At 67.7% G+C, this 24,919-nt stretch carries 25 protein-coding genes; 14 read left to right on the plus strand and 11 right to left on the minus strand.

Features of this window, described 5'->3' with window-relative positions; genetic code table 11:
• Positions 1 to 11 precede the first annotated feature (11 nt).
• The 7 genes from LN047_RS09890 to LN047_RS09920 all read left to right on the plus strand — a co-directional run bounded on the left by LN047_RS09890 (position 12) and on the right by LN047_RS09920 (position 6,856).
• A complete protein-coding gene (locus LN047_RS09890; RefSeq protein WP_373981632.1) occupies positions 12 to 677 on the plus strand; it encodes a 4'-phosphopantetheinyl transferase superfamily protein in 666 nt (221 codons plus the stop codon).
• A 90-nt stretch (positions 678 to 767) separates the two neighbouring features.
• Positions 768 to 1,985, plus strand: a complete 1,218-nt coding sequence (gene hmpA / locus LN047_RS09895) for an NO-inducible flavohemoprotein (RefSeq protein ID WP_279212920.1) — start codon at positions 768 to 770, stop codon at positions 1,983 to 1,985.
• Between the two features lie 59 nt (positions 1,986 to 2,044).
• Complete coding sequence (locus LN047_RS09900; RefSeq protein ID WP_373981633.1) at positions 2,045 to 2,482, plus strand: Rrf2 family transcriptional regulator; 438 nt, start codon at positions 2,045 to 2,047, stop codon at positions 2,480 to 2,482.
• A gap of 106 nt (positions 2,483 to 2,588) precedes the next feature.
• Positions 2,589 to 3,836: a D-amino acid dehydrogenase gene (locus LN047_RS09905; protein ID WP_373981634.1), complete on the plus strand. Its 1,248-nt coding sequence runs from the start codon at positions 2,589 to 2,591 to the stop codon at positions 3,834 to 3,836.
• 171 nt (positions 3,837 to 4,007) lie between these two features.
• Positions 4,008 to 4,916, plus strand: coding sequence for a DMT family transporter (locus LN047_RS09910; RefSeq protein WP_373981635.1), 909 nt, complete (start codon positions 4,008 to 4,010; stop codon positions 4,914 to 4,916).
• Between the two features lie 72 nt (positions 4,917 to 4,988).
• Positions 4,989 to 5,948, plus strand: a complete 960-nt coding sequence (locus LN047_RS09915; RefSeq protein ID WP_373981636.1) for a proline dehydrogenase family protein — start codon at positions 4,989 to 4,991, stop codon at positions 5,946 to 5,948.
• 20 nt (positions 5,949 to 5,968) lie between these two features.
• Positions 5,969 to 6,856: an AraC family transcriptional regulator gene (locus tag LN047_RS09920; RefSeq protein ID WP_373981637.1), complete on the plus strand. Its 888-nt coding sequence runs from the start codon at positions 5,969 to 5,971 to the stop codon at positions 6,854 to 6,856.
• Here the strand turns inward: LN047_RS09920 and LN047_RS09925 are convergent.
• Positions 6,796 to 7,470 (minus strand): flavodoxin family protein, encoded by a 675-nt coding sequence (locus LN047_RS09925; protein WP_373981638.1) that lies wholly within the window; start codon positions 7,468 to 7,470, stop codon positions 6,796 to 6,798. The genes LN047_RS09920 and LN047_RS09925 overlap by 61 nt on opposite strands.
• A gap of 122 nt (positions 7,471 to 7,592) precedes the next feature.
• Between LN047_RS09925 and LN047_RS09930 the strand changes: the two genes are divergently transcribed.
• The 4 genes from LN047_RS09930 to LN047_RS09945 all read left to right on the plus strand — a co-directional run bounded on the left by LN047_RS09930 (position 7,593) and on the right by LN047_RS09945 (position 11,279).
• Positions 7,593 to 8,477, plus strand: coding sequence for a LysR substrate-binding domain-containing protein (locus LN047_RS09930; protein ID WP_373981639.1), 885 nt, complete (start codon positions 7,593 to 7,595; stop codon positions 8,475 to 8,477).
• A 127-nt stretch (positions 8,478 to 8,604) separates the two neighbouring features.
• The gene (locus tag LN047_RS09935; RefSeq protein WP_373981640.1) at positions 8,605 to 9,510 is read left to right on the plus strand and encodes a LysR family transcriptional regulator; all 906 of its coding nucleotides are present in this window, start codon (positions 8,605 to 8,607) and stop codon (positions 9,508 to 9,510) included.
• A 104-nt stretch (positions 9,511 to 9,614) separates the two neighbouring features.
• Positions 9,615 to 10,277 carry a glutathione S-transferase family protein gene (locus LN047_RS09940; protein WP_373981641.1) on the plus strand — a complete coding sequence of 221 codons (663 nt, stop codon included), beginning with the start codon at positions 9,615 to 9,617 and terminating at the stop codon, positions 10,275 to 10,277.
• Positions 10,278 to 10,307: 30 nt separating this feature from the next.
• Positions 10,308 to 11,279 (plus strand): pyridoxamine 5'-phosphate oxidase family protein, encoded by a 972-nt coding sequence (locus tag LN047_RS09945; RefSeq protein WP_373981642.1) that lies wholly within the window; start codon positions 10,308 to 10,310, stop codon positions 11,277 to 11,279.
• Here LN047_RS09945 and LN047_RS09950 read toward each other — a convergent pair.
• A complete protein-coding gene (locus LN047_RS09950) occupies positions 11,276 to 11,734 on the minus strand; it encodes a helix-turn-helix domain-containing protein (protein WP_226848750.1) in 459 nt (152 codons plus the stop codon). The two genes, LN047_RS09945 and LN047_RS09950, sit on opposite strands and share 4 nt — an antisense overlap.
• 92 nt (positions 11,735 to 11,826) lie before the next feature.
• On the opposite strand from LN047_RS09950, the gene LN047_RS09955 reads away from it, so the two are divergent.
• Positions 11,827 to 13,065 carry an MFS transporter gene (locus LN047_RS09955; RefSeq protein ID WP_373981643.1) on the plus strand — a complete coding sequence of 413 codons (1,239 nt, stop codon included), beginning with the start codon at positions 11,827 to 11,829 and terminating at the stop codon, positions 13,063 to 13,065.
• Positions 13,066 to 13,088: 23 nt separating this feature from the next.
• Here the strand turns inward: LN047_RS09955 and LN047_RS09960 are convergent, their stop codons facing one another.
• From LN047_RS09960 to LN047_RS09985, 6 genes are all read right to left on the minus strand, one after another.
• Complete coding sequence (locus LN047_RS09960; RefSeq protein ID WP_142049481.1) at positions 13,089 to 14,099, minus strand: transketolase family protein; 1,011 nt, start codon at positions 14,097 to 14,099, stop codon at positions 13,089 to 13,091.
• Positions 14,096 to 14,959, minus strand: a complete 864-nt coding sequence (locus LN047_RS09965) for a transketolase (protein WP_373981644.1) — start codon at positions 14,957 to 14,959, stop codon at positions 14,096 to 14,098. The genes LN047_RS09960 and LN047_RS09965 overlap by 4 nt, the downstream gene beginning before the upstream one ends.
• A gap of 30 nt (positions 14,960 to 14,989) precedes the next feature.
• Positions 14,990 to 16,249, minus strand: coding sequence for a TRAP transporter large permease (locus tag LN047_RS09970; RefSeq protein WP_373981645.1), 1,260 nt, complete (start codon positions 16,247 to 16,249; stop codon positions 14,990 to 14,992).
• A gap of 13 nt (positions 16,250 to 16,262) precedes the next feature.
• Positions 16,263 to 16,793, minus strand: a complete 531-nt coding sequence (locus LN047_RS09975) for a TRAP transporter small permease (protein ID WP_056316068.1) — start codon at positions 16,791 to 16,793, stop codon at positions 16,263 to 16,265.
• A gap of 74 nt (positions 16,794 to 16,867) precedes the next feature.
• The gene (locus LN047_RS09980) at positions 16,868 to 17,857 is read right to left on the minus strand and encodes a TRAP transporter substrate-binding protein (RefSeq protein ID WP_226848751.1); all 990 of its coding nucleotides are present in this window, start codon (positions 17,855 to 17,857) and stop codon (positions 16,868 to 16,870) included.
• Positions 17,858 to 17,894: 37 nt separating this feature from the next.
• The gene (locus LN047_RS09985; protein WP_373981646.1) at positions 17,895 to 18,644 is read right to left on the minus strand and encodes an SDR family NAD(P)-dependent oxidoreductase; all 750 of its coding nucleotides are present in this window, start codon (positions 18,642 to 18,644) and stop codon (positions 17,895 to 17,897) included.
• 124 nt (positions 18,645 to 18,768) lie between these two features.
• On the opposite strand from LN047_RS09985, the gene LN047_RS09990 reads away from it, so the two are divergent.
• Entirely contained in the window at positions 18,769 to 19,665 is an 897-nt protein-coding gene (locus LN047_RS09990; protein ID WP_373981647.1) for a LysR substrate-binding domain-containing protein, read from the plus strand.
• A gap of 32 nt (positions 19,666 to 19,697) precedes the next feature.
• On the opposite strand, the gene LN047_RS09995 is transcribed toward LN047_RS09990, so the two are convergent.
• On the minus strand, positions 19,698 to 21,467 hold the full coding sequence (locus LN047_RS09995; RefSeq protein ID WP_373981648.1) for an acyl-CoA dehydrogenase: 1,770 nt from the start codon (positions 21,465 to 21,467) through the stop codon (positions 19,698 to 19,700).
• Between the two features lie 35 nt (positions 21,468 to 21,502).
• Positions 21,503 to 23,158 (minus strand): acyl-CoA synthetase, encoded by a 1,656-nt coding sequence (locus LN047_RS10000; protein WP_373981649.1) that lies wholly within the window; start codon positions 23,156 to 23,158, stop codon positions 21,503 to 21,505.
• A 160-nt stretch (positions 23,159 to 23,318) separates the two neighbouring features.
• Here LN047_RS10000 and LN047_RS10005 point away from each other — a divergent pair, with 160 nt between their 5' ends.
• Complete coding sequence (locus tag LN047_RS10005; protein WP_313694769.1) at positions 23,319 to 24,029, plus strand: Crp/Fnr family transcriptional regulator; 711 nt, start codon at positions 23,319 to 23,321, stop codon at positions 24,027 to 24,029.
• A 6-nt stretch (positions 24,030 to 24,035) separates the two neighbouring features.
• On the opposite strand, the gene LN047_RS10010 is transcribed toward LN047_RS10005, so the two are convergent.
• The gene (locus tag LN047_RS10010; protein ID WP_373981650.1) at positions 24,036 to 24,746 is read right to left on the minus strand and encodes an aspartate/glutamate racemase family protein; all 711 of its coding nucleotides are present in this window, start codon (positions 24,744 to 24,746) and stop codon (positions 24,036 to 24,038) included.
• Positions 24,747 to 24,919: the final 173 nt, after the last annotated feature.

The following is a 24,919-nucleotide window of genomic DNA, read 5'->3' on the forward strand; positions in this document are numbered from 1 at the left end:
TACGTTCTCCGTTGGATATTCAGGAACTTTTAGTCTGGTGGGCGGATCAAAGCGCCGCCTCTCTATATAGCTCCGAGCAGCTGTCCGCCGAAGACGCTGCCCGAGCGGCCGCGATCCGCAGCGGCAAGGCGCTGCGCGACTGGAAGGCCAGCCGCGCGTTGTTGCATGACGTGCGCAGCCGCCAGCCCGATTCCCGCCCGGCCTCGCTCAGCCACAGCAACGGCCACGCCATCGTGGCCACCGCCCCGGCAGGCTGGAAAGTCGGCGCCGACCTCGAGGCAATCTCCCCGCGCGACGTGCCGGGGCTGGCCCAGTGGGTGTGTTCGTCCGCCGAACGCGACCTGTTGGCAGGGCTGCCCGACGAGGCGCGCCTGCTCCGCTTCTACCAGCTATGGACATTGAAAGAGGCCTTCATCAAGGCCGCCGGCCTGGATTTTCCGGCTGACATGGCATCGGTGGGCTTGTGTCCGGCGCCGTCCGGTTTGGCGCTGCGCCCGCCGCCGGGACGCTGGCGGGCCTGCTCTTATCGGGTGGGCGCCGGCTGGATGGCCTCGGTGGTGTGGCAGGCCCCAGAGGGATCAGCTGGGGACTTGGCGCAACCCGTGTGGACCGGCGCGGCCGGCTGTCAGTTGCCTGATGTCCTGATACAAGGTTATTGGCCGCCCGATACGACTTGAAACCGCCCTGACATTTCGCCGCTCGCATTTAAAGATGTATTATGAATATATGTTTAAAGGCGATCCTGTTCGCCATTCAAGGAGCAGTTGATGTTGAGCCCCCAAATCCGCGAGCTGGTCAAAGCCACGGCCCCCGTCCTGAAGGTCCATGGCGTCGCCTTGACCAAGCACTTTTACGCGCGCATGTTCCAGCACAACCCGGAACTCAAGCACGTGTTCAACCAGGCCCACCAGGCGGGCGGCGCGCAGCAGCACGCGCTGGCCGGCGCGGTCACCGCCTATGCCGAGCACATCGACGATCCCTCGGTGCTGATGCCGGTGGTGACGCGGATCGTGCACAAGCACGTCAGCCTGGGCATCCGGCCCGAGCACTACGCCATCGTGGGCAAGCATCTGCTGGCTTCCATTCGTGAGGTGCTGGGCGAAGCCGCCACCGACGAACTGGTGGACGCGTGGGCGGCGGCGTACGGCCAACTGGCCGACCTGCTGATCGCCGAAGAGGCCCGCCTGTATGCGGAATCGGCCAACAAGCCCGGCGGCTGGACCGGCTGGCGCGCGTTCCGCGTCGTGGGCAAGCAGCCCGAAAGCGCCGAAATCACCTCGTTCTACCTCGCCCCGGCCGACGGCGGCACGGTCCCGGCTTACCAGCCCGGCCAGTATGTGTCCGTGCGCGTGTTCGTGCCGGAACTGGGCCTGATGCAGCCGCGCCAATACAGCCTGTCGGACGCGCCCGGCCAGGATCGCCTGCGCATCTCCGTCAAGCGCGAACCGGCGGGCGACCAGACGCCGGCGGGCCGCGTGTCCAACGCGTTGCATGACCGCCTGGAAGAAGGCGGCGTGCTGGACGTCGCGCCGCCGCAGGGCGATTTCCACCTGCGCGAGGACGGCGATGCGCCCGTCGTGCTGCTGAGCGGCGGCGTGGGTCTGACGCCCATGGTGTCGATCCTGAACCATCTGGTGCATGCCAATGACGCGCGCCAGATCCGCTTCGTGCACGGCTGCCGCAATCGTTCGGTGCACGCCATGCGCGACCACGTGAACGACATCGCGGCAAAGCGCGCCAACGTGCGCAAGGCGGTGTTCTACGAAGAGGTCGGCCACGGCGACCAGGCCGGCCGCGACTACGATCACCAGGGGCGCGTCGATCTGCACGCCATTCGCGACGAGGCCATCGTGCCGGGCGCGGACTACTACTTGTGTGGCCCGGCGGCCTTCATGCGTGCGCAGCGCGAGGCGTTGCTGGGGCTGGGCGTGACCGAAGACCGCATCCACGCCGAGGCCTTCGGCACCGGCGGCGTCGCCGGCTGACCGGTGTATCCTGGCGGCCCGACGTTTCCGGGCCGCCGGGTCCACGTGTCCTTCACACCATGCAACTGAACCGATTCACCGACTTCGGCCTGCGCGTCCTGATGTACCTGACGCAATGCCGCGACCGGTCCGTAGCCGTCACGATCCCCGAGATCGCGGACCGCTTTGGCCTGTCGCGCAATCATCTGGTCAAGGTCGTGCATTTCATGTCGCAGCGCGGCTGGGTCAGCACCACGCGCGGCAAGGGGGGCGGGCTGAGCCTTGCCCGCGCCGCCACGGAATACCGTGTCGGTGATCTGGTGCGCGAGCTCGAGCAGCAGGGTCCCCTCATCGATTGCCGCGAACCCCCGTGCGCGCTGGACGGCGTGTGCCGGCTGTCGGGCGTGCTGGCGCAGACGCTGCAGGCCTTCTACGACACCCTCAATGGCTACACGCTGGCCGATTTGGTCCGGGAACCGACCGCCGCCGCGATCATCAAGCTGCACCGCGTCGCCTGAATCGGGGACATGATGTTTGGTTATGGCCCCTGCGGCGTTTGGCATTTGCCGGCGCGGGGGCGGCCGTTACAGAATGGCCGTGTTCGCGGTCTACTTGGATAACGGTATGCGCGTTTGCGTAATTGGCGCCGGCGTCGTCGGTGTGACGTCGGCCTATTTCCTGGCGCGCCAGGGTCATGACGTGGTGCTGGTCGACAGCCAGCCCCGCCCGGCGGAAGTCTCCAGCTATGCCAATGGCGGTCAGCTCAGCTACAGCTATGTGGCGCCGCTGGCCGGGCCCGGCGTGTTGCCCAGCGTGCCGGGCTGGCTGCTGCGCCATGATTCGCCGCTGCGGTTCCGGCCCCGCCTGGACCCGCATCAGTGGCGCTGGTGCCTGCAATTTGCGCTGGCCTGCCGCGCGTCGGTCGCCAAGGCGTCCACCGCCCAGATGCTGACCCTGTCCTACCTCAGCCGCGATGTCATGCACTCGCTGCTGGAACAGGAAGACCTGGCGTTCGGCCACCTGAAGAACGGCAAGCTCATCGCCTACCGCAGCCCCGACCTGCTGGAAAAGGCGCGCGCGCTGGTGGCGTACCAGGCGGCGCACGGCGCGGACCAGCAGGTGCTCGATGCCGCCCAGACCGTGGCGCGCGAACCGGCGCTGGCCGGCATGGGCGCCAGCCTGGCGGGCGCCATCTATACCCCCAGCGAAGAAGCCGGCGACTGCCGCCAGTTCACCGAAGCGCTGTTCGACCGCCTGCAAAGCCTGGGCAACGTGCAGTGCGCCATGTCCAACCCGGTGTCCGGCCTGCAGCGCGAAGGCCGCCGCATCGTCGCGGTCAACACGCGCGACGGCGACATCGGCGCCGACGCCGTCGTGCTGGCCACGGGCATCGGTACCCGCGCCTTGCTTGGGCCCCTGGGCCACGACGTGCCGCTGTACCCCCTGAAGGGCTACAGCCTGACCGTGCCGCTGGCAGACGACGACACTGTGGCGCCGCGCATCAGCGTGACCGACTACGAACGGCGCATCGTCTACGCCCGTGTCGGTGGCGTGCTGCGGATCGCGGCCATGGTGGACATCGGCAGCAACAACGCCGACATCGACCCCGCTCGCGTCGGCCTGCTGAAAAAACAGGTGCTCGAAGCCTTCCCGCAGCTGGACCTGCGCCAGGCCATTCCGTGGGCGGGCCTGCGCCCGGCCACGCCCACCGGAAAGCCGCTGATCGGCCGCAGCCCGGCAGCCGACAATCTGTGGCTGAACGTGGGGCAGGGCGCGCTGGGGTTTACTTTGGCCTGCGGCAGCGCGGCGTTGCTGACGGCGCAAATGGGCGGCCTGGAGCTGCCGCTGGATCCGGCGCCGTTCAAGCCCTGAACCTCGAAGCGTGAACGCGGCGCCGGCAAGGGCAATGTCCATTTTGCGATAGCACGTGCCATTTCGTCGGCAGACGGGCTGACGCGGGCTCAATAGGATGACGATCACTCCTTCGCCAGACCGCATTCTTGCGGGCGCGAAGGAGCCGATCCCTCCTTCGAGCCTTCCACCATGTCCTATCTGTTTCCGTTGTTCGCCATCCTGTTCTGGGCGGGCAACGTCATCGTCTCCAAGATGGCCGCCAGCGCCATCTCTCCCACCGCCATCACCTTCTACCGCCTGCTGCTGGCGCTGTTCCTCATGGGGCTGTTCACGGCCCGTCCCGCGTGGCGCAATCGCAGGGTCATCCTGCGGCACTGGCCGAAGCTGGCGCTGTACGGCGCGCTGTCGTCGGCGGTTTTCCAGGCGCTGTCGTACCGGGCGGCCGAAACCACCACCGCCACCAACATGGCCATCCTGACGGCGCTGATTCCGCTGCTGAGCATGCTGGGCAGCGTCGTGATCCTGCGCGATCCGCTGACGGTCGGCATGGCCGCAGGCGGGGCGTTGTCGTTCCTCGGACTGTTGTATCTGGTGGGGCAGGGCGACATGCTGAGCGTGTTCCAGCATGGCGTGCATGTGGGCGATGGCCTGATGCTGCTGGCCGCGTTGTCGTACGCGCTGTACGGCGTGCTGCTGCGCCACTGGAAGGTGCCGGTGCCCGCCTGGCAGTCCACCTTCGTGCAGTCGATTTTTGCGCTGATCTACATGCTTCCGCTCTACCTGCGGGTGCCGGCCGCCCAGGCCGCGCTGGACACCAATACCATTCCGCTGATCCTGTACGCCGGCATTTTCTCGTCGGTGCTGCTGTCGTACCTGTGGATCGAAGGCGTGCACCGCTTGGGCCCGAACCGCTGCAGCATCTTCATCAACCTGCTGCCGCTCTTTACCGCGCTGGCCGCTTTCGTGATGCTGCGCGAGCACCTGCAGCGCTATCACATCCTGGGCGGCGCGGTCACGCTGGCGGGCGTGCTGCTGGCGCAGACCGTGCAGCGGCCGCTGTTTGGCGCCGGACGCGCGCTGGCGGCCGGCAAGGCGTAGCCCCGCCATTCACGGGCGTTCAAGACAGGCGCCCGCCGCCGACGCATAGTGGCCGCTTTGCGCGGTGAGGCGATGAGCATTATTCAAAAGACCACAATTGCGCTGGCCCGGAGCCCGGCGGTCGGCCAGGCGATGCGGGCGATGGCCGCCCGGACATCGCTGGCGCGCCGGTTTGTCGGCGGCGCCGGCGTGGACGAAGCCGTGCGCACCGCCGTGAGACTGCGCGAGGCGCACGGCATCCGCGCGTCGCTCTTCTATCTGGGCGAGTACGTGGCGGATCGCGCCGCCATCGACCACAACGTCGGGCAAGCCATCGATGCCTGCCAGGCGCTGGCGGGCGCGGGCCTGGACGTGCATGTCTCCGTCGACCCCACGGCCATCGGCTACATGCACGCCGATGCCCTGGGCGAGGAAAACGCGCGACGTATCGGCAGGGCGGTGCAGGCCGTCTCGGACACGGGGCGGGACTGGCTGGTGCTGGACATGGAAGATTCCGGCATCCGCGACCGCACGTGCGCGCTGCACCGGACACTGCTGGCCGAGGGCCTGCCGGCGGGCCTTACGCTGCAGGCGCGGCGCCGGCGCACGCCCGAGGATCTGGTCTGGGCGATCCGCCAGCGCACATCGCTGCGGCTGGTGAAAGGCGCTTTCCCCGAGCGTGCGCTGGACCACGCCGGGCGCGCGCGCATCGACCAGGCCTATCTCGACGCGGCGTCCATCATGTTGTCGCGCGAGGCCCGCGAATCGGGCTTTTACCCGGTTTTCGGCACGCACGACGACCGGCTGGCCGGGGCCATCGTCGATCTGGCGCGCGAGCGCGGCTGGCCCGCCGAGGGATTTGAATTCGAAATGCTCTACGGCGTGCGTCCGGACTGGCAGATTGCGCTGCGCGGATTGGGCTATAACGTCAGGGTTTATCTTCCGTTTGGCGCGGACTGGTGGCCGTATGCCATCCGCCGCGTCGGCGAAAATCCTCGCAATGCGTGGCTCCTGGCCCGTTCGCTGACATCGGACGGGCATTACTTCGGATAGCCGCGACTGGCTGGCGCAACATGGCGGTTTCTCAACACATCTGGCATTGCGGCGCGGGGCTGCCCGGCGACGTGCTGATCGCGGACCTGCGCGCCTACCGGTACGCGCCGCATTTTCACGACGCCTGGTCCATCGGCGCCATCGAGCATGGCCGGTGCGACTTCACCGTACAGGGCGAGGCCCACGCCGCCTGTGCGGGCGAACTGGTGGTGATCGCGCCGGGACAGGTGCACACGGGCGGCACGGCCGCCGGACCGCTCGCGTATCGCATGGCGTACATCGATCCTTCCTGGTTCCAGGACCACGCTCGCGCGCTGCATGCGCAGGGCGCGCGGCTGGCGGGACCGGTGATCGTGGATGCCGCCCTGTGCGCGCAATGGCTGGAGGCGTTGACGCCCGACGAGATCGCGCCCGCCGAACGCAGCGCACGCCTGTCTGCGGCCCTGTTCGGCACGCTGGCCGCGCACGGCAAGGCGCTGGTGGAAAGCGGGACGCCCGATGACGGTATGCCCGAAGCCGGTACGCCCGCCGCCGGTATGCCCGCAGCACCTCCCTCCGATGACCTGTCCGGCATCACCGACGTCTGCGCCATGCTGCACGCGCGCATGGCCGCGGATCCGTCCTGCGCGCCCGACCTGCAAGCGCTGGCGCAGGCGCAGGATCGTCATCGGACCACGCTGGTCAAGCAGTTTGCGCGGCGTTACGGATTGCCGCCGCAGGCATGGCTGCGCAACTGGCGCGTGGCGCGCGCGCGGGTGCTGCTGCGCGGCGGCTTGCCGTTGGCGGACGCGGCGCAGGCGGTGGGGTTTGCCGATCAGGCGCACCTGACGCGGGTGTTCAAGCAGGTTTACGGCAGTCCGCCCGGCGTGCTGGTGAGAGCCGGCGCGGTGGGCTCCCAGACGTTGTGACTGCGGGGCGTTTCAAGCCGGTAATCCGAATATTTGCGCGTGAAGAATTCCGCGCCCAGCGCCTGCGCGGCGGCCAGCGGGCGCCGCGGATCCAGCGCCACCTCGCCGCGCCGGTTGCCCGCGCCGTGCACATATCCCACGAAGTCGGAATGCGTGTAGCGCGCAAACTCCTGCACCTGATGCACGATGCCCAGCGCCGCGCCGGGATAGGTCTCTTCGGACGCCACCGTCAGTCCGAGCCGCTTACCGGCCATGCGTGCCTTGACGCGTTCGGGTTCGGGGCCGGAACCCGCGTAGTGGCTGAAAGATCGGTCAAAGAACGCCTTGGTCTGCGCCGACATTCCATACCAGTAGATGGGCGTGCAGAACAGCACGCCATCTGCCGGCAGGAAATGGTCCAGGAAAAGTTCGGCGTACCGGTCGGCGGGCGGTTTGGCATGGCGCAGATCGGGCAGCAGGCCCTGGATGTAGTCATCCAGGAAAAAGAGGGAGGCCGAAATGCCAGCCGCCTGCGCCCCCTGGCGCGCGGCGTGGGCCAACGCCGCGCTGTTGCCATTGCGGCGCGGGCTGCCCACCAGGATCAGCAGTCGCTGTTCTGGGTGATTTGAATTCATTCTTGGCTCCTTGGTGAAATGCTGGAACTACATTCGGATAGGTAATACTGATCTCCAGGCAGGGCCGCGACAACTGACGATTCCTTCACTAAGATGAATCCTGTTCATCCCAGGAGTCGCCTATGTTCGCCACGCTTCCCGTCACTGCGCTGCGCACGTTCGAGGCCGCCGCGCGGCTGCGCAGTTTCAAGCTGGCCGCGGCCGAACTGTCCGTCACCCCGACGGCGGTGTCGCATCAGGTCAAGGCACTGGAACGCCATGTGGGGTGCGCGCTGTTCGATCGCGTTCCGCGAGGCGTGCGGCTGACCGACCAGGGGGCGCGCCTCTTTGCCGGCGTGCACGGCGCGTTGCTGGACGTGGCGCAGACGCTGGACGCCTTGCGGCCCGCGCTGGAATCCGGCGCGCTCACCGTGTCCACGACGCATTCCTTTGCGGCGTTGTGGCTCGTGCCCCGGCTGGGGCGCTTTCACGAGGCCTACCCGCAGTATCAAGTGCGTCTGGATACGTCGCCCGACCCGGTGGACCTGCTTAAGGACGCCAGCGTGGACGTCGCCATCCGCTACAGCCGGGCGCGCTATCCCGCATTGCACGCGGCCTGCGCGCTGCCCGAATGGTTCGGGGTATACGGCGCGCCGGCGCAGGTTGCCCGTGCGGGCCGGCGGGCGCCGGCCCTGGTGACGGTGCGCTGGCGCGACTCGCCCTTATACGAACAGGGGTGGCAGGCGTGGTGCGAAGCCGCCGGCCTGCCGGCATGGAAGCGGCCGGTGGCGGAGCACGCCTACACCGAGGAACACTACGCGCTGCAGGCCGCCATTGCCGGGCAGGGCCTGGTGCTGGCCAGTTCGGTGATGGTGTCCGACAGCGTGGCCGCGGGCACGCTGGCGCCTTATCGGCCCGAGGTCCGGGTGCCGGGCGCGGCCTACACTGCGCTGTGCGCGCCGGGGCGCGAGCGTCATCCGCCCGTCAAGGCATTCCTTGCATGGTTGCGCAAGGCCTTCCAAGGCTAGTGGCCGGCCGCGTGCGGCATCCATGGTGCGCGCACGTGCGGCGGGACAGGATGCGCACGAGCGGGTACATTGACGTCGCCGCCCGTGTGCGGCGTTCGCGTTTTCAGACTACGGAGTGCGCCCCGCCGTGAACCGATTCCATGAAATGACGGTATTTCTTGCGGTTGCCGACGCGGGCGGCTTTGCCGCGGCAGCGCGCCGGCTGGAGATGTCCGCGCCCAGCGTCACGCGCAGCGTCGCCGCGCTCGAACGCCGCCTGGGCGCCTTGCTGCTGGTGCGCACGACGCGCAGCCTGCGCCTGACCGAGGCCGGCCAGCGCTACGCCGCCGATTGCCGCCGCATTCTCGACGAGGTCGAGCAGGCCGATGACGCCGCGGCGGGCGCGATGGCGGTGCCGCGCGGCGCGCTGTCCATTACCGCGCCCGCGCTGTTCGGCGAGCTGCACGTGATGCCGACGGTGCTGGGCTATCTGCGCGGGCATCGCCAGGTGTCGCTGCGCGCGCTGCTGGTGGACCGCGTGGTGAACCTGGTGGACGAGGACATCGACGTGGCCGTGCGCATCGGCGCGCTGCCGGACTCGTCGCTGACGGCGGTGCCGGTGGGTCATGTGCGCCGGGTGGTGTGCGCCGCGCCGGGATTCCTGAGCGCCCATGGCGAGCCGGCCGACCCCGAATCGCTGCATCGCTTCTGCACCATCACCGCGGCCATGGAAGGCCGCGGGCCGCAATGGCGATTCCTGCAGGACGGCCAGAGCCTTCGCATGAACATGCAGTCGCAATTGACCGTCACCTCGTTCCAGGCGGCCGTGGCGGCTGCCCGGGAAGGCTGGGGCCTTACCCAGGTGATGTCCTATCAGGTGGCCCCGCACCTGGCCAGCGGCGCCTTGCAGGTGGTGCTGCGCGACTTCGAGATGCCGCCCGTGCCCGTCCATCTGGTATATCCGGAAGGGCGCAAAAGCTCGGCCAAGGTGCGCAGCTTTGTCGATTTCTGTGTCGAGGCGCTGCGCCGCGACCTGGCGGCGCTGCCGGCCTGACCGGTTTATTTCATTTCCGGCAAGAGTGTCTTGCCGGCGCCGGCCGTTCTCCATTGGCGCGGGCAGGCTCAAGATGGTGGCTCGAATCCACCTGAGAGCCTCCGATGTCATCCACCTCCTCGCAATCCGCCCCGGCGCAAGCCGCCGCTCCGCTCAAGTTCTACAGCTTCGCGCTTTCCGGCCACGCGCATCGTGTCGCGCTGATGCTGTCGCTGCTGGACGTGCCGCACCAACGCATCGACGTGGATCTGCGTCAGCGTGAGCAGAAGCGTCCCGAATTCCTGGCGCTCAACGCCTTCGGCCAGGTGCCTGTCATCGACGACAACGGCGTGGTGGTGGCCGACTCGACCGCGATCCTGGTGTACCTGGCCAAGCGCTACGGGAGCGGGACCTGGCTGCCCGAGGATGCGGCGGGCGCCGCGGCCGTGCAGCGCTGGTTGTCTGTGGCGTCCGGGCCGCTGGCTGGCGGTCCGGCGTCGGCGCGCCTGGTGACCCTGTTTGGCGCGCCGCTGGATGTCGACGCCACGCTGGCGCGCGCGCATGCGCTGCTTGCCGTGATGGAAGGCGAACTTGCGCAGCGCGACTTCCTGGCCGGCAGCGAGCCCACCATCGCCGATGTGGCCTGCTATGCCTACGTGGCGCATGCGCCTGAAGGCAACGTGTCGCTGGCGGACTATCCGCGGATCCGCGCGTGGCTGAGCCGCATCGAGAACCTGCCGCGCTTCGTTCCCATGGAATCGTCGCCGGTGGGCCTGCTGGCCGCCTGATTCCCGCCAATCGACCGCGAGGACATTGCCATGAACCTTCCCGAAAACACCCCGCCGTCGCCCTGGCACGCGGGTGAATTGCAACTGCAGGCCCATGCAGGCGTTGCCGCGCGCATGGACATGGTCGGCCGCAAGGTCATCCGTGACTACATGCCCGATCAGCACCGCGAATTCTTCGCGCAGTTGCCGTTCGTGGTGGCCGGCGCGGTCGACGACCACGGCGATCCCTGGGCCGGCATCCTGGAAGGGCAGCCGGGCTTTGCCCTGTCGCCGGACCCGCACACGTTGCGCATCGCTGCCATGCCGGACGCGGACGACCCGTTGCGCGCGGGAATGGGACTGGGCAAGCCGGTGGGATTGCTGGGTATCGAGCTGCACACCCGCCGGCGCAACCGCATGAATGGCCGCATTGCGGCGTGGGACGGCAAGCGCTTTGACGTGGCGGTGGCGCAGTCGTTTGGCAACTGTCCGCAGTACATCCAGTCGCGGGATTTTTTCTTTGCGCGTTCGCCGTCGTTGCGCTTTGCCGCCGCGCGGGAGGAGCGCGCGGGGCTGGACGACGCGGCGCGCGCCCTGATCTCGGCGTCCGACACCTTCTTTGTGGCCAGCTATGCGGACCGCGATGAAAGCGTGGGCGGACGCGCCGTGGATGTCTCGCACCGGGGCGGCAAGCCCGGCTTCGTGCGGGTGGATGGCGATGTGCTGACCATTCCGGACTTCTCGGGCAACCGGTTCTTCAACACGCTGGGCAATCTGGCCGCCAATCCCGTCGCGGGGCTGCTGTTCATCGACTTCGAACGCGGCGACGTGCTGCAACTGACGGGAAGGGCGGAGGTGATTCTGGACAGCCCGGAGATCTCGGCCTTTGAGGGGGCCGAACGCCTGTGGCGCGTGCATGTGCGCCGGGTGGTCAGGCGGCCCGGCGCGCTGGCCTTGCGCTGGCGCTTCGATGCCTGGTCGCCCACGGCATTGGCGACGGGGCGCTGGCCTGCCGCGGCCTAGCGGCTGTCTTGCGCCACCTTGCGCACGACCGTGTCGCCGGGGCGCAGCGGCCGGCCGTCCTGCGCGCGGATCTCCATGCGTTGCACCGGCTGGCCGCGCTGGCGATCGATCAACGTCGAGTGCGGCTCGTCCGGCCCGAAATAGTGGTCCTCGCCCCATTGGCGCAACCCGACGATCACCGGAAACAGCGCCTCGCCTTTTTCCGTCAGCACGTATTCCTGATACGCGCTGCCGTCGGACGCCGGGGCGACGGCCAGGATGCCGTGCGCGACCAGCGTGCGCAGCCGGTCGCTCAGGATGTTCTTTGCCATGCCCAGATTCTTCTGGAATTCGCCAAACCGGCGCAGGCCGTCGAAAGCGTCCCGCACGATAAGCAGCGACCACCAATCGCCAATGGCGTCGAGCGAGCGGGCAACCGGACAGGCGGCGCCTTCAAGGCTGGTGCGTTTGACCATGCGGACTCCTTGCGCTGGCTGAGGGTGAAGTTGGTTGCATTATAAAACCTCATAAACTAGCATTCTGGTTTCGTTATAAAACCAGATAGATCATGACGCTAACCGCCCGATCCCGCGCGCCGGGATACGACGAGACACCCTCGATGCCGCCCGCGCTGGTGCTGCTGTTGGCTGCGGCCTGCGCGCTGAGCGTTGCCAACGTGTATTACGCACAGCCGCTGCTCGATGCGATCGGCCGCGAGTTCCACATGGATGAGGGTGCGGTGGGCATCGTTGTCACGGCCACGCAACTGGGCTGCGCGCTGGCACTGTTCTTTGTCGTGCCGCTGGGCGACCTGCTGGACCGGCGGCGACTGATGCTGGCGCAGCTGGCGCTGCTGGTGCTGGCTCTGGCGGCGGTGGCGGCGTCGGCAAGTTCGCCCTGGCTGCTGGCCGGCATGGTGGCGTTGGGCTTGCTGGGCACGGCGATGACGCAGGGTCTGCTTGCGCTGTCCGCGGCCCTGGCCGCACCGGCAGAGCGGGGGCGCGTGGTGGGCGCGGCGCAGGGCGGGGTGGTGATCGGCCTGTTGCTGGCCCGCACGCTGGCCGGCGCCCTGGCGGATCTGTGGGGCTGGCGCGCGGTCTACGTGGTGTCGGCCTGCCTTTCGGCGGTGCTGGCGCTGGTGCTGGCCCGCTGGCTGCCGCGGCGGCGCCTGCCCGTGGCCGGGCTGGGTTATGGCGCGTTGCTGCGCTCGGTCTTCACGCTTCTCGCGACCGAGCGCGTGCTGCGAGTGCGCGGCATGATCGCGCTCTTGATGTTTGCCGCGTTCGGCGCGTTCTGGACGGCGCTGGTGCTGCCGCTGAGCGCGCCGCCGCATTCGCTGTCGCACACGGCGGTGGGGGCATTCGGATTGATGGGCGTCGCGGGCGTGCTGATGGCGGCGCGCGCCGGCCGTCTGGCCGACGCCGGGCACGGCCAGCGCACCACCGCGCTGGGCTTGGGCCTGCTGTGCGTGGCCTGGGTCCCCATTGCCTTGCTGGACCACAGCCTGTGGCTGCTTGCGCTGGGCGTGCTGGTGCTGGACCTGGCGGCGCAGGCGCTGCACGTGACCAACCAGGCCATGATCTTCAGCATCAGCGCGCAGGCGCACAGCCGCCTGGTCGCGGGCTACATGGTGTTCTACGCGGTGGGCAGCGGCCTGGGCTCCATTGCCGCGACGGCCGTGTATGCGCGCGCCGGGTGGCTGGGCGTTTGCGCGTTGGGCGCGGGCATCAGCGTGGCGGCATTGGTGTTCTGGGCGGCGACGGCGCCGCGCGCCAACTGTGCAAGGCAGGGGCGGGCGCGCGCCTGACGGCGTGCGCGTCCGCTTGCCGTTCAATCCAGCCAGCGCTTGATGCGGCCGGCCAGCGCTTCACGGCTGATGCCGTAGCGGTCATGCAGGGTGGGCAGGGCGCCGGCATCCAGAAACGCGTCCGGCAACCCGGCCAGCTGGAATCCGGCCGGTTGCACGCGATGCCGCAGCAGGGCGCTGGCGACGGCCTCGCCCAGTCCGCCGATCACCGAATGGTTCTCGGCCACGACGACCAGCCGGTGCTTGTAGCGCACCGCCTCGACCAGGCTGGCCTCGTCCAGCGGCTTGATGGTCGGGCTGTGCATCACCGCCACCCCGATGTTGTCGCGCGCCAGATCCTCGGCGGCCTCCAGCGCGCGCATCGTCATGATGCCGCTCGAAATGATGAGCACGTCGGCGCCTTCGCGCAGCATTTTGGCCTTGCCCAGCTCGAATCGGTAGCCCTCGATGTCATCCAGCACCGCGGGCACCTGGCCGCGCAGCAGACGCATGTACACCGGACCCTGGTGTTCGGCGATCTGCGGCACGGCCTGCTCGATATCCAGCGCGTCGCAGGGGTCGACGATGGTCAGGCCCGGAATGCCACGCATCATCGCCAGGTCTTCGGTGGCCTGGTGGCTGGGGCCGTAACCCGTCGTCAGGCCCGGCAGCGCGCAGCAGATCTTGACGTTGAGGTTCTCCTCGGCGATGACCTGATGGATGAAGTCGTAGGCGCGCCGCGTGCCGAATACCGCATAGGTCGTGGCGAACGGCACGAGGCCTTCCTTGGCCATGCCGCCGGCGGCGCCCATCAGCAGCTGCTCGGCCATGCCCATCTGGTGGAAGCGTTCGGGGTAAGCCTGCGCAAACAGGTGCAGGTCGGTGTACTTGGCCAGGTCTGCCGTCAGGCCGACGACCTGCGGATTGGACGCGGCGTATTCGACCAGCGCCTTGCCGAAGGGCGCAGCCCGGACGCGCTGCCCCTCCGAGGCAATCGACGCGATCATGGCCGACGTGGTGAGGCGGGGTTTTTGCTGGGTGCTGGCGCTGCTCATGACCAGGCTCCTTCGGTCGTGGGGGTGGGGCGGTTCTGGTCCAGGATGTCCAGCGCCTGTTGCCATTCCGGCGGATCGACGCGGATGAAGTGGTTCTTTTCGCGCTGCTCAAGGAAGGGAATGCCCTTGCCCATCCGGGTATCGAACAGGATGACCCGCGGCTTGGCGTCGGGCAGGGTGCGCGCGGTGTCGAACGCCTGGATGACGGCGGCCAGGTCGTTGCCGTCCACGCGCTGCACATGCCAGCCAAAGGCGGCCCACTTGTCGGCCAGCGGCTCGAAGCCCAGCACCTTGCCGGACGGCCCGTCCGCCTGCTGGTTGTTGATGTCGACCAGGCAGATGAGGTTGTCCAGTTCATGGTGCGCGGCGCCCATCGCGGCTTCCCAGGTCGAGCCCTCGTCCAGTTCGCCGTCCGACATCGAGTTGTAGACGAAGGCCGGATTGCGCTTGTGCTTGAGCCCCAGCGCAATGCCGACGCCGATGGACAGGCCCTGGCCCAGCGATCCGCCAGATATCTCCATGCCCGGCGTGTAGGTCGCCATGCCTGACATGGGCAGGCGGCTGTCGTCGCTGCCATAGGTCTCCAGTTCGCTTTCCGGAATCACGCCGGCTTCGATCAGGGCTGCATAGTGCGCGATGGCATAGTGGCCGTGCGACAGCAGAAAGCGGTCACGGCCCTCCCATTGCGGGTCGCCCGGCTGCACGTTCATCGCATGGCGGTAGGCCACGGCCAGCACGTCGGCCCAGCCGAGCGCCTGGCCGATGTAGCCCTGGCCCTGGACTTCGCCCATGCGGACCGCGTAGCGGCGGATGCGCCACGCGGCGGCCGCCAGATCGCTCAAAGACTTGGATTGCTCCATTCGAAGCTCCCTATTCATGGTGTGTGGGGTTCATTGCAGGATGCTGGCGGGCACGTAGGACACCAGTCCCAGCACCGCAAACGCGACCAGGTAGAACGGCGCCAGCTCGCGCACGGTCTGGCCTACCTTCACCTTGGCCAATGCGCTGGTGATGAAGAGCGTGGTGCCCACGGGCGGTGTGTACAGCCCGATGGCCAGGTTCACAACCATCATCACGCCAAGCTGCGTCATGTCCATGCCGATGCTTTGCGCGAGCGGAACGAACACCGGCGCCAGCAGCAGCACGGCGGCAGGCAGGTCGATGAACATGCCAAGAAACAGCATCATCAGGTTCATCATCAGGATCACCAGCCATTTGGCATGGACGTTTTCCTGCACCCACTGGGCGATGCCCTGCGGCGTCTGGTCGAAGGTCAGCAGCCAGCCGATGGCGGCCGACGCCATGATCACCAGCAGGACCACGCCGGTCGCCAGACCCGCGTGGACGATGGCGGCATTGAGCCGCGACCACGACAGATCCCGGTACATCACGGCGGAAACCAGGCCCGCGTAGAGTGTGGACAGGACCGCGACCTCGGTCGGCGTGGCGATGCCGAACCGCAGGAACACGATGATGAGCAGCGGCAGCACCACGGCGGGCAGCGCATACAGCAGGTGCCGGCGGAAGGCGGCGCCGTTGAAGGGCGACCGGTCCCGCGGGAAGTTGCGGCGGCGGCCCACCCACCAGCAGGCAAACATGAAGCCGCCGCACAATAAGAGGCCGGGCAGTACGCCCGCGACGAACAGCGACGCGATGGAGGCGTTGGCCGTCAGGGCGAACAGGATCAAGGGGATCGACGGCGGAATCAGGATGTCGATCGTGGCGGCGGCTGCCAGCGTGGCGGCCGAGAACGCGGCCGGATAACCCAGCCGCTTGTGCCAGGGAATCATCAGCGAGCCGATGGCAGACGCGTCCGCCACCGCCGAACCCGACACGCCGCCGAACAGCGTGGACGACAGCACGCCCACCTGCGCGGGGCCGCCGTGATAGCGGCCGATCAGTGCGGACAGCACGCCGACCAGCGCCTCGCCAAGCTTGCCGCCCATCATCAGCGAGCCGGTCAGCATGAAAAACGGAATGGCGATGAGAGGAAAGCTCTGCACCTGCGCGACCATCTGCTGCACCACCACATCCAGGGGCACGCGGTCCGTGCTGGCGACCGCGGCCATCGCGGCGACGAGCAGGGCGTGGGCGATGGGCATGGCCGCGACGGCGGCGCCCATGAAGACGACCAGTATCAATGCGCTCATGGCTGTTCTCCCGTCACCAGTGCACGGCGGGCGCCTGCGGCTCGCCGTCGGGCTGCGCCGCGGCGTCGCGGCTACGCCAGCTCTGCCACGCCGACTGCGCCGCCAGCACGGCGAGCAGCAGCATGCCGCCCATCACGCACCCGTAGGTCAGCGAGCCGGGCATCTGCAGAATGGGGGATTTTTCGTCGTGGACGATCTCGATCATGTTGAACGTCGCCCAGGACAGCGTCGCGTACAGCACGGCGACCACGCTCCAGGCCACGGTGGCGACCAGGCGGCGGGCGTGCGCGGGCAAGGCGTCCATCAGGAATGTGGTGGCGATATGCGCGTTGTGCAGCGCAGCCAGCACGACCCCCGACATGACGAGCCAGGGAAAGAGCAGCTCGGGGATCTCATTGGCCCATTCCAGGCTTGAACCGGTTGCGTAGCGCAGCGCGGTGTTGACGACGAGGATCACGAAGATCACCGTGGTGGACAGCCACAGGACCACGCGGCATATGCCGTCGATGACCCTGCCGACCCATCCGTGTCGATCGGTATTCATGTTGTCTCCTGCCTTGTGCCGGTCCGCCGCCGTGCCCGGCGCGAAGGCGGGCGCGGCGGCGGCCGAAGGACGTGTCAGTTGCCGCGCGCGGCGGCCAGGACCTTCTTCACATAGGGGCCGATGGGACCGGCCAGCCATTTATCGTCGACGGACGAAGTGGCCTTGGCGAAGGGGGCGGTGTCGGGCGTGGTGACCTGCACGCCCTTGGCCTTCAACTCGGCCAGCAGCCGGGTATCGGCGTCCTGGCTCAGCTTGCGCTGCAGGGCAGACGCTTCGTCCGCCGCCTCGCGCACCGCCTTGCGGTCAGCTTCGCTCAGGCGATCCCAGGTGCGCTTGCTCATCAGGAAGGGCGTCATCTGGAACTGGTGGTTGGTCATGGCCAGGTGCTTCTGCACTTCATACAGCTTGCTGGCCTCGAAGTTCACCAGCGGGTTCTCCTGGCCGTCCACCACACCCTGCTGCAGCGCCACGTACAGTTCGGCAAACTTGATCTGCTGCGCCTGCGCGCCCAGGGCGTTCATGATGTCGACCAGGGTTGCGTCCGGCGGCACCCGCATCTTCAGGCCCTTCATGTCCTCGACCTTGTTGATGGGGTGCTTGCTGTTGGTCATCTGGCGGATGCCGTTGTCCCACGTGCCGAGCAGAATCAGATTCTTGGCGGCCGACTTCTCGGCCAGCTCCTTGCCCAGCGGCCCATCCAGCAGCTTGAAGGCTGCCTTGGCGTCCGGGAACAGGAACGGCATGCCGAAAGCCGCGTACTCCGGCACGGCGGCGGCAACGGCGCCTTGCGAATTGGCGCTCATATCCAGCGCGCCCGTGCGCAGCGCGGTGACCATCGCGGCGTCGTCGCCCAGTTGCGCGGACGGCGCGACCTGGACCTCGATGCGTCCGCCCGTCTTTGCCTTGAGCACTTCGGCAAACTTCACCGATGCCTCGTGCCGGGGATTGCCCACGGCCGCGCCATGGCCAAGGGTCAGCTTCAGATTCTGCGCATGCGCCGTGATCGGCAGCAAGGTGGCGGCGGCCAGGGCAAGGCTTACGTACCGCCAGGTTCTGTTTTTCATGATGTGTCTCCTCCAGTTTTTTATGGGGTCCTGCGGATCAGTGAATCAACATGCCTCCGTTGACGTCCAGCGTGATGCCCGTGCAGTAAGCGGACAGGTCGCTTGCCAGGAACACGCACGCGCCCGCCACGTCGTCCGCGCGGCCCAGGCGCGCCAGCGGGATGGTGCCTTCGATGTCGGCCTTGCGCTCGGCTGACAGCTTGCCTTGCGTGATGTCGGTCTCGATGAGGCCGGGCGTGATGCAGTTGACCCGGATGCCGTCGCCGCCGAATTCGCGCGCCATGGCGCGCGCCAGGCCCAGCACGCCCGCCTTTGCGGCGGAGTAGTGGGGGCCGCCGAAGATGCCGCCGCCGCGCTGCGCCGACACCGACGAGATGCACACGATGGACCCGTTGCGCTGCGCCTGCATGGCGGGCAGCACCGCTTGCGACAGGTAAAGCGTGCCGCGCAGGCTGACGTCCAGGATGCGGTCGTAGTCCGCGCCGGTGATCTCCAGAGTCTTGACCGGCTGCGTGATGCCGGCGTTGTTCACCAGGATGTCGATCCTGCCGAACGCCTTGATCGCCTGTTCGATGGCCGCCACGCAGGCAGCCTTGTCGGTCACGTCCGCGACCAGTCCCAGATGACCGTCGCCCAGCCGGGCGGCCGCGCTGGCGGGCTCGGCGCGCGCCAGATCCAGGATCACCACGCGCGCGCCTTGCGCGGCCATCTGCCGCGCAGTGGCGAATCCCAGTCCGTTGATCCCTGCGCCGCCGGAAATCACGGCGACCTTGTCCTTGAGCAGCATCTGTCGTCCTCCTGTCCTTGTTGGAATATGTGCGGACAATTCTGGACGCCCCCTAGCATTAAGACAAACGATGTGTCATCAGTCTAAGATGATGAATCGTCATCTGAAGTCAGGGTCAACCCCCATGCCTGCGCTGCCGCCCATCGTCAATCTGCTGGCCTTCGAAGCCGTCGCGCGACGGCGCAGCTTTGCCATCGCCGCGACCGAATTGCACCTGACGGCGTCGGCGGTCAGCCACCAGATTTCAAGGCTGGAATCGGACCTGGGCGTGCGCCTGTTCGAGCGCAGCGCGCACGGGGTGCGCCTGAGCAGCGCGGGCGAGCAATATCTGGTGCGTATCGGCGGGGCGCTGGCGGCGATCACGTCAGCCACGGAAGACCTGCGCCAGGGCGTCAGCAACAGCCTGTATGTGCATTCGGCCCCCAGCATTGCGAGCCTGTGGCTGATGCCGCGGCTCAGGCGCTTTGCCGAGGCGCATCCGCACGTGGCGCTGAACCTGTCGGCGGCGCATTCGCACAGCGATTTCGCGCTGGGCCAGTCCGACATCGACATCCGCTATGGCGTGCCGCATTGGGACGATGTGATGGTGGAACCGTTGTTCGAAGAACGGATACTGCCGCTGGCCAGCGCGGCGTTCATTCGGGAACACGGGATCAAGCGCATCGACCAATTGCTGGACGTGCCGCTGATCCAGAGCAACGTCAGCGTCATCCAGTGGTCCGACTGGTTTGGACGCTATTCGGAGAAGCGCGCGCCGGATCACTTCACCATCCGCTTTGACCGCGCGCAGATGTCGCTGGATGCCGCGGCGCAAGGGTTGGGCGTGGCGCTGGAAAGCGCCACCATCGCGGGCATGCATCTGGCCCAGGGAAGCCTGCAGCCGATCTTCGGGATGGCCAAGGCTATCGCGGTGAAGGCGCACTTCGTCGTCTATCCGGCGAGGCACGCCAAGCGGCCGTCAGTGGAGGCCTTTCTTGCGTGGCTCCACGCCGAAGCTGCCGCCACCGTGATGAAACGATAGGACCGGCCCGCGGGCCGGCCCCGGGGGGCGTGTTACGGCTGAACCTCGTACTCCGCCGTGCCCAGCACCACCGCCGCCAGGCCCGGCGCCTGCGTCAGCTTGTGCAGCGCAAAGCATTGCGCGGTGGCGATCTTGGCGTTGTGGAAGTCCGGGTCTTCGGCCTGCAGGTCCAGGCTGGCCAGCAGCGCGCGGGCCATCTGCCAGCCGGCGAAGGTCGTGCCCGCCAGCAGCAGGTAGGGCACCGCCGCACCAAAGACCGCATTGGGATTGCCGGCCGCGTTGGCAAGCATGAACTCGACCGCGCTGGCCAGCGCTTCGCGGGCCTCGCGCAGCGGCTTGAGCATGCGGGCGGCGGCGGGCTCGTTGCGGGCTTGCAGGTCGGCCTCGGTCTGGCGGACCGCGGCCAGCAGGGCGCGCGCCACGGCGCCGCCGTCGCGCAGCGTCTTGCGGCCGACCAGGTCGTTGGCCTGGATGGCGGTCGTGCCTTCATAGATGGTCAGGATGCGCGCGTCGCGGTAATACTGCGCCGCGCCGGTCTCTTCGATGAAGCCCATGCCGCCGTGCACCTGCACGCCCAGGCTGGCCACGTCGATCGACATTTCGGTGCACCAGCCCTTGACGATCGGCACCAGGAATTCCTGGATCGCCAGGTGGCGCTTGCGCTCGTCCGCATCCGGGCTGGCATGCGCCAGGTCTGCATGGCCCGCGGTGACGTAGGCCAGCGCACGCCCGGCTTCGGTCAGGGCGCGCATGGTGCCCAGCATGCGGCGCACGTCCGGATGCTGGATGATGGGCACGGCCTCGCGCGACGAGCCGTCCACGGGGCGGCTCTGCACGCGGTCGGCGGCGTACGCCACCGCATGCTGGTAGGCGCGGTCGGCGATGGCGATGCCTTGCACGCCGACGGCATAACGCGCGGCGTTCATCATGATGAACATGGCGTCCAGGCCGCGGTTCTCCTGGCCGACCAGGTAGCCCAGTGCGCCGCCGCCGTCGCCGAACTGAAGCGTGCAGGTGGGGCTGGCCTTGATGCCCAGCTTGTGCTCGATGGACACGCAGGCAACGTCGTTGCGCGCACCCAGCGAGCCGTCTTTGTTGACCAGGAACTTGGGCACCAGGAAGAGCGAAATGCCCTTCACGCCGTCGGGCGCGTCCGGCAGGCGGGCCAGGACCAGATGCAGGATGTTCTCGGCCAGGTCGTGCTCGCCGTAGGTGATGAAGATCTTGGTGCCGGACAGGCGGTAGGTGCCGTCGCCCATCGGCTGGGCGCGCGTGCGGATCATGGCCAGGTCCGAACCGGCCTGGGGCTCGGTCAGGTTCATGGTGCCGGTCCATTGGCCGGAAATCATGGGGCCGATGAAGCGCTCGCGCAATTCGGGCGAGCCGGCTGTCATCAGGGCCTCGATGGCGCCGTTGGTCAAGAGCGGGCACAGCGCGAACGACAGGTTCGCGGCGTTCAGCATTTCAGAGCACGGCGAGCCGATCAGGCCGGGCAGCCCCTGGCCGCCGTATTCGGCGGGGTGGGCCAGGCCTTGCCAGCCGGCGTCGGCGTATTGGCGAAACGCCTCTTTGAACCCCGGGGCGGTGGTCACCGCGCCGTCGTGCCAGGCGCTGGGTTCGCGGTCGGCCGGATGGTTCAGCGGCGCCAGCACTTGCGCGGCGAAGTGGGCAGATTCTTCCAGCACGGCCTGGGCGGTGTCGGGCGTGGCCTCCTCGAAACCGGGCAGGGCTGCCACCTGCGGCAGGCCGGCCAGATGGTTCAACACGAACAGCATGTCTTTCACGGGGGCTTGGTACGTCATGGCGTAGGCGCTCCTGGTTTTATGGAATTAGCGGATCAGGCCGGCTTGCCGGGGTCGGCCACGTCGATGGCGGACGTGGCGCCGACGGCGGCGCGCAGCTCGAATTTCTGGATCTTGCCGGTGGAGGTCTTGGGCAGTTCACCGAAGCGCACCGCGCGCGGCACCTTGAAGCCCGACAACAGCAGCTTGCAGTGCGCGATGATTTCCTCGGCGGTGGCGGTGCAGCCGGGCTTGAGCTCGACGAAGGCGCAGGGCGTCTCGCCCCATTTGGGATCCGGCATCGCCACGACGGCCACGGCCGCCACGGCGGGATGCCGGTAGAGCGCGTCCTCGACCTCGATGCTGGAGATGTTCTCGCCACCCGAGATGATGATGTCCTTGCTGCGGTCCTTGATGCGGACGTAGCCGTCGGCTGTCATCACGCCCAGGTCGCCGGTGTGGAACCAGCCGCCGGCAAAGGCGTCCTCGGTTGCGCGGGCGTTCTTCAGGTAGCCCTTCATGCAGATGTTGCCGCGGAACATGACTTCGCCGATGGCCTGTTCGTCGGGCGGGACCTCCTGCATGGTGTCGGGGTCGCGCACCGAGACGCCGGCCTGCAGGTGATAGCGCACGCCCTGGCGGGCGGTCAGCAACGCGCGGCGCTCGGGGTCCAGCGCGTCCCACGCGTCCTGGTGGGCGCAGACTGCGGCGGGTCCATAGACTTCGGTCAGGCCGTATACGTGGGTGAGTTCAAAGCCGATCTCGCGCATCTTGTCGATCACGGCCGGCGCGGGCGCGGCGCCCGCCACCATGGTGCGCACGGTGTGGGTGATGCCGGCGCGCAGCTCGGCCGGGGCGTTGGCCAGCGCGCTCTGCACGATGGGCGCGCCGCAGTAGTGCGTGACGCTTTCGTCGCGGATCAGGTCGAACACCGTCTTCGGGTCGAACTTGCGCAGGCAGACGTTGACGCCCGCGCGCGCCGCGATGGTCCAGGCGAAGCACCAGCCATTGCAATGAAAGAGCGGCAGCGTCCACAGGTAGACGGGATGCTTGGGCATGTCCCATTCGAGGATGTTGCTGACCGCGTTCAGGTAGGCGCCGCGGTAGTGATAGACCACGCCTTTCGGATCGCCCGTGGTGCCGGACGTGTAGTTCAGCGCGATGGCGTCCCATTCGTCGGCGGGCGGTTTCCAGTCGTAGGTGGCGGGCGCGGCCGCCAGGAAGTCCTCGTAATCGGTGGCGCCCGGCAGCGTGGCGGGAGCGCTTTCCAGGTCGTGCACCGAAATGATCTTCAGGTGCGGGAATTCGGCCCGGGCGCGCTGGGCGATGTCGGCGTATTCGGTGTCGACGATCAGCGCCCGGGCTTCGCCGTGGCCCAGCATGAACAGCACGCTGGGCGCGTCCAGACGGGTGTTCAGGGTGTTCAGCACGGCGCCCAGCATGGGCACGCCAAAGTGCGCCTCGACCATGGCGGGAATGTTGGGCAGCATGACGGCGACCGTTTCGCCGCGCTGGATGCCGGCCTGGGCCAGGGCGCCGGCCAGGCGCTGGGCGCGTTCATAGGTCTGCGCCCAGGTCCGGCGGACCTTGCCGTGGACGATGGCCAGCCGCTGGCCATAGACTTGCGCCGCCCGGGCAATGAAATCCACGGGGGTCAGGGCTTCGTAGTTGGCCTCGCGGCGTTCAAGGCCGTGATCGAACATGCCGGTCATGCTTGTCTCCAATGGGGCGGGTTGACCCCTTATCAAGTCCGCGGGGTGTTGATCCCCGTCGCTTGCCCTAGCTTATGGCCGGCTGGAAAATGGCGTCTGTCGCCTGCATGACAGACCCCCGGCCGGTTGCGCATTCCTCAAGTTTTACACGGTTCTTCCCATGTCCGATGTTTCAAACACAGTTTCCGCCGACGAACTGCCTGCGCTGTTTCGCGCCTGTACGTGGTTCGGGGCGCTGGATGCGCGGCACCAGGCGCTGGTGCTGGCGACCTCGCGCGCGGAACACGTGGCCAGCGGCGCATGGATTGCGCGGCGCAACGCGCCGTCGGACTATTGGCTGGGCGTCAGCCAAGGGCTGCTCAAGCTGGCCATCTATAACGAGTCCGGCCGCAGCTGCACGTTCTCGGGCGTGCCGCCGGGCGGCTGGTTCGGCGAGGGCAGCGTGATCAAGCGCGAGCTGCGCAAATACGATGTCGTGGCCATCCAGCCGTCGCTGGTAATGTTGGTGCCCACCGCGACCTTCCATGCGCTGCTGTCGGCCAGCCTGCCGTTTTCGCACTTTGTCATCGGCCAGTTGAATGACCGCATGGGCGAGTTCATCGCGTCCATCCAGAACCACCGTTTGCTGGATGCCGACGCGCGCGTGGCGCAATCGCTGGCGCAGCTGTTCAATCCGCAGCTGTATCCGTCCACCGACCTGACGCTGGCGATTTCGCAGGAAGAGCTGGGTTACCTGACGGGGCTGTCGCGCCAGCGGGTCAACCAGGCGCTGCAGACGCTGGCCGACCAGGGCATCCTGGCGCTGGCCTACAACCAGATCAAGGTGCTGGACCTGTCGCGCTTGCGCCAGTACGGGCTGGATCAGATCTGACCGCCGTCAGGCGGCCGGGCCGCCCAGCGCACGGTCCAGCGCGGCGCGCGCCAGCACGCGGGTCGAGTCCAGCGTCGGCAGGACGCAGTTGCCATCGTTCAGCACCAGCGGCAGTTCGGTGCAGCCCAGCACGACTGCGTCGCATCCGTCGTCCTTCATTCGTTGGACGATGCCTTGCAGCCGGGCTACCGAGCCCGGCTTGAAGACGCCATAGACCAGCTCGTCCATGATGATGCGGCCCAGCAGCCGTCGGTCGTCCTGCCCCGGCCGCGCATACTCCAGGCCGCGTGCAGCGAAGGCAGCGGGGTAGACGTCGCTGTCCACCAGCCAGTGCGTGCCCAGGATGCCCACGCGCCGGTAGCCGCGCGCCGCCGCCACGGTGGCGACTTCCTGGGCGATGTGCAGCCACGGGCGCGGCGAGTCCGTCACGACACCGCCGAACGCCTGATGGATGGTGTTGTCCGGGCAGATCAGAAAGTCGGCGCCCGCGCGGGCCAGCTTGTTGGCCGACGAAAGCATCAGGGCGGCCACGCCGTCCAGGTCGCGGGCATCCAGGCAGGCGACGTAGTCCGCCAGCGAATGCGTGTGCAGCGAGATCTCGGGATGCGCATGCTGGCCCATGCGCCGCGCGCCTTCGGCGCACAGGGTGCGATAGCAAAGCGCGGCGCCTTCGGCGGAGCAGGCGACGATGCCAATGTGCAGCGGCGTGGCGTTCATCCAGGCGATTCCTTCTGTAAGGGTCCAATGGACCAGATGACGGTCGAATCAGGGTCAAATTCACCATGCAGGGGTTGTTTGTACCCGCAATCGCGATAGTAAAAAACACCACAAGGAATCCAACCTGTTGATTCCGCGTGGTTTTTTTCTGGCACGGATTTCGCATGAGGACA

This window comes from Achromobacter sp. JD417 (assembly GCF_041879325.1).
Taxonomy (GTDB): Bacteria; Pseudomonadota; Gammaproteobacteria; order Burkholderiales; family Burkholderiaceae_B; genus Achromobacter; species Achromobacter mucicolens.

Bases quoted from the DNA above. Each gene is read 5' to 3' on its own strand.
- LN047_RS09900 (WP_373981633.1), top strand. From the start codon at position 2,045: ATGCAACTGAACCGATTCACCGACTTCGGCCTGCGCGTCCTGATGTAC.
- LN047_RS10010 (WP_373981650.1), bottom strand. From the start codon at position 24,746: ATGAACGCCACGCCGCTGCACATTGGCATCGTCGCCTGCTCCGCCGAA.
- LN047_RS09990 (WP_373981647.1), top strand. From the start codon at position 18,769: ATGCCTGCGCTGCCGCCCATCGTCAATCTGCTGGCCTTCGAAGCCGTC.
- LN047_RS09925 (WP_373981638.1), bottom strand. From the start codon at position 7,470: ATGAATTCAAATCACCCAGAACAGCGACTGCTGATCCTGGTGGGCAGC.
- LN047_RS09905 (WP_373981634.1), top strand. From the start codon at position 2,589: ATGCGCGTTTGCGTAATTGGCGCCGGCGTCGTCGGTGTGACGTCGGCC.
- LN047_RS09945 (WP_373981642.1), top strand. From the start codon at position 10,308: ATGAACCTTCCCGAAAACACCCCGCCGTCGCCCTGGCACGCGGGTGAA.
- LN047_RS09960 (WP_142049481.1), bottom strand. From the start codon at position 14,099: ATGAGCAGCGCCAGCACCCAGCAAAAACCCCGCCTCACCACGTCGGCC.
- LN047_RS09965 (WP_373981644.1), bottom strand. From the start codon at position 14,959: ATGGAGCAATCCAAGTCTTTGAGCGATCTGGCGGCCGCCGCGTGGCGC.
- LN047_RS09975 (WP_056316068.1), bottom strand. From the start codon at position 16,793: ATGAATACCGATCGACACGGATGGGTCGGCAGGGTCATCGACGGCATA.
- LN047_RS09910 (WP_373981635.1), top strand. From the start codon at position 4,008: ATGTCCTATCTGTTTCCGTTGTTCGCCATCCTGTTCTGGGCGGGCAAC.
- hmpA (WP_279212920.1), top strand. From the start codon at position 768: ATGTTGAGCCCCCAAATCCGCGAGCTGGTCAAAGCCACGGCCCCCGTC.
- LN047_RS10000 (WP_373981649.1), bottom strand. From the start codon at position 23,158: ATGACCGGCATGTTCGATCACGGCCTTGAACGCCGCGAGGCCAACTAC.
- LN047_RS09980 (WP_226848751.1), bottom strand. From the start codon at position 17,857: ATGAAAAACAGAACCTGGCGGTACGTAAGCCTTGCCCTGGCCGCCGCC.
- LN047_RS09940 (WP_373981641.1), top strand. From the start codon at position 9,615: ATGTCATCCACCTCCTCGCAATCCGCCCCGGCGCAAGCCGCCGCTCCG.
- LN047_RS10005 (WP_313694769.1), top strand. From the start codon at position 23,319: ATGTCCGATGTTTCAAACACAGTTTCCGCCGACGAACTGCCTGCGCTG.
- LN047_RS09915 (WP_373981636.1), top strand. From the start codon at position 4,989: ATGAGCATTATTCAAAAGACCACAATTGCGCTGGCCCGGAGCCCGGCG.
- LN047_RS09930 (WP_373981639.1), top strand. From the start codon at position 7,593: ATGTTCGCCACGCTTCCCGTCACTGCGCTGCGCACGTTCGAGGCCGCC.
- LN047_RS09970 (WP_373981645.1), bottom strand. From the start codon at position 16,249: ATGAGCGCATTGATACTGGTCGTCTTCATGGGCGCCGCCGTCGCGGCC.
- LN047_RS09995 (WP_373981648.1), bottom strand. From the start codon at position 21,467: ATGACGTACCAAGCCCCCGTGAAAGACATGCTGTTCGTGTTGAACCAT.
- LN047_RS09985 (WP_373981646.1), bottom strand. From the start codon at position 18,644: ATGCTGCTCAAGGACAAGGTCGCCGTGATTTCCGGCGGCGCAGGGATC.
- LN047_RS09955 (WP_373981643.1), top strand. From the start codon at position 11,827: ATGACGCTAACCGCCCGATCCCGCGCGCCGGGATACGACGAGACACCC.
- LN047_RS09920 (WP_373981637.1), top strand. From the start codon at position 5,969: ATGGCGGTTTCTCAACACATCTGGCATTGCGGCGCGGGGCTGCCCGGC.
- LN047_RS09950 (WP_226848750.1), bottom strand. From the start codon at position 11,734: ATGGTCAAACGCACCAGCCTTGAAGGCGCCGCCTGTCCGGTTGCCCGC.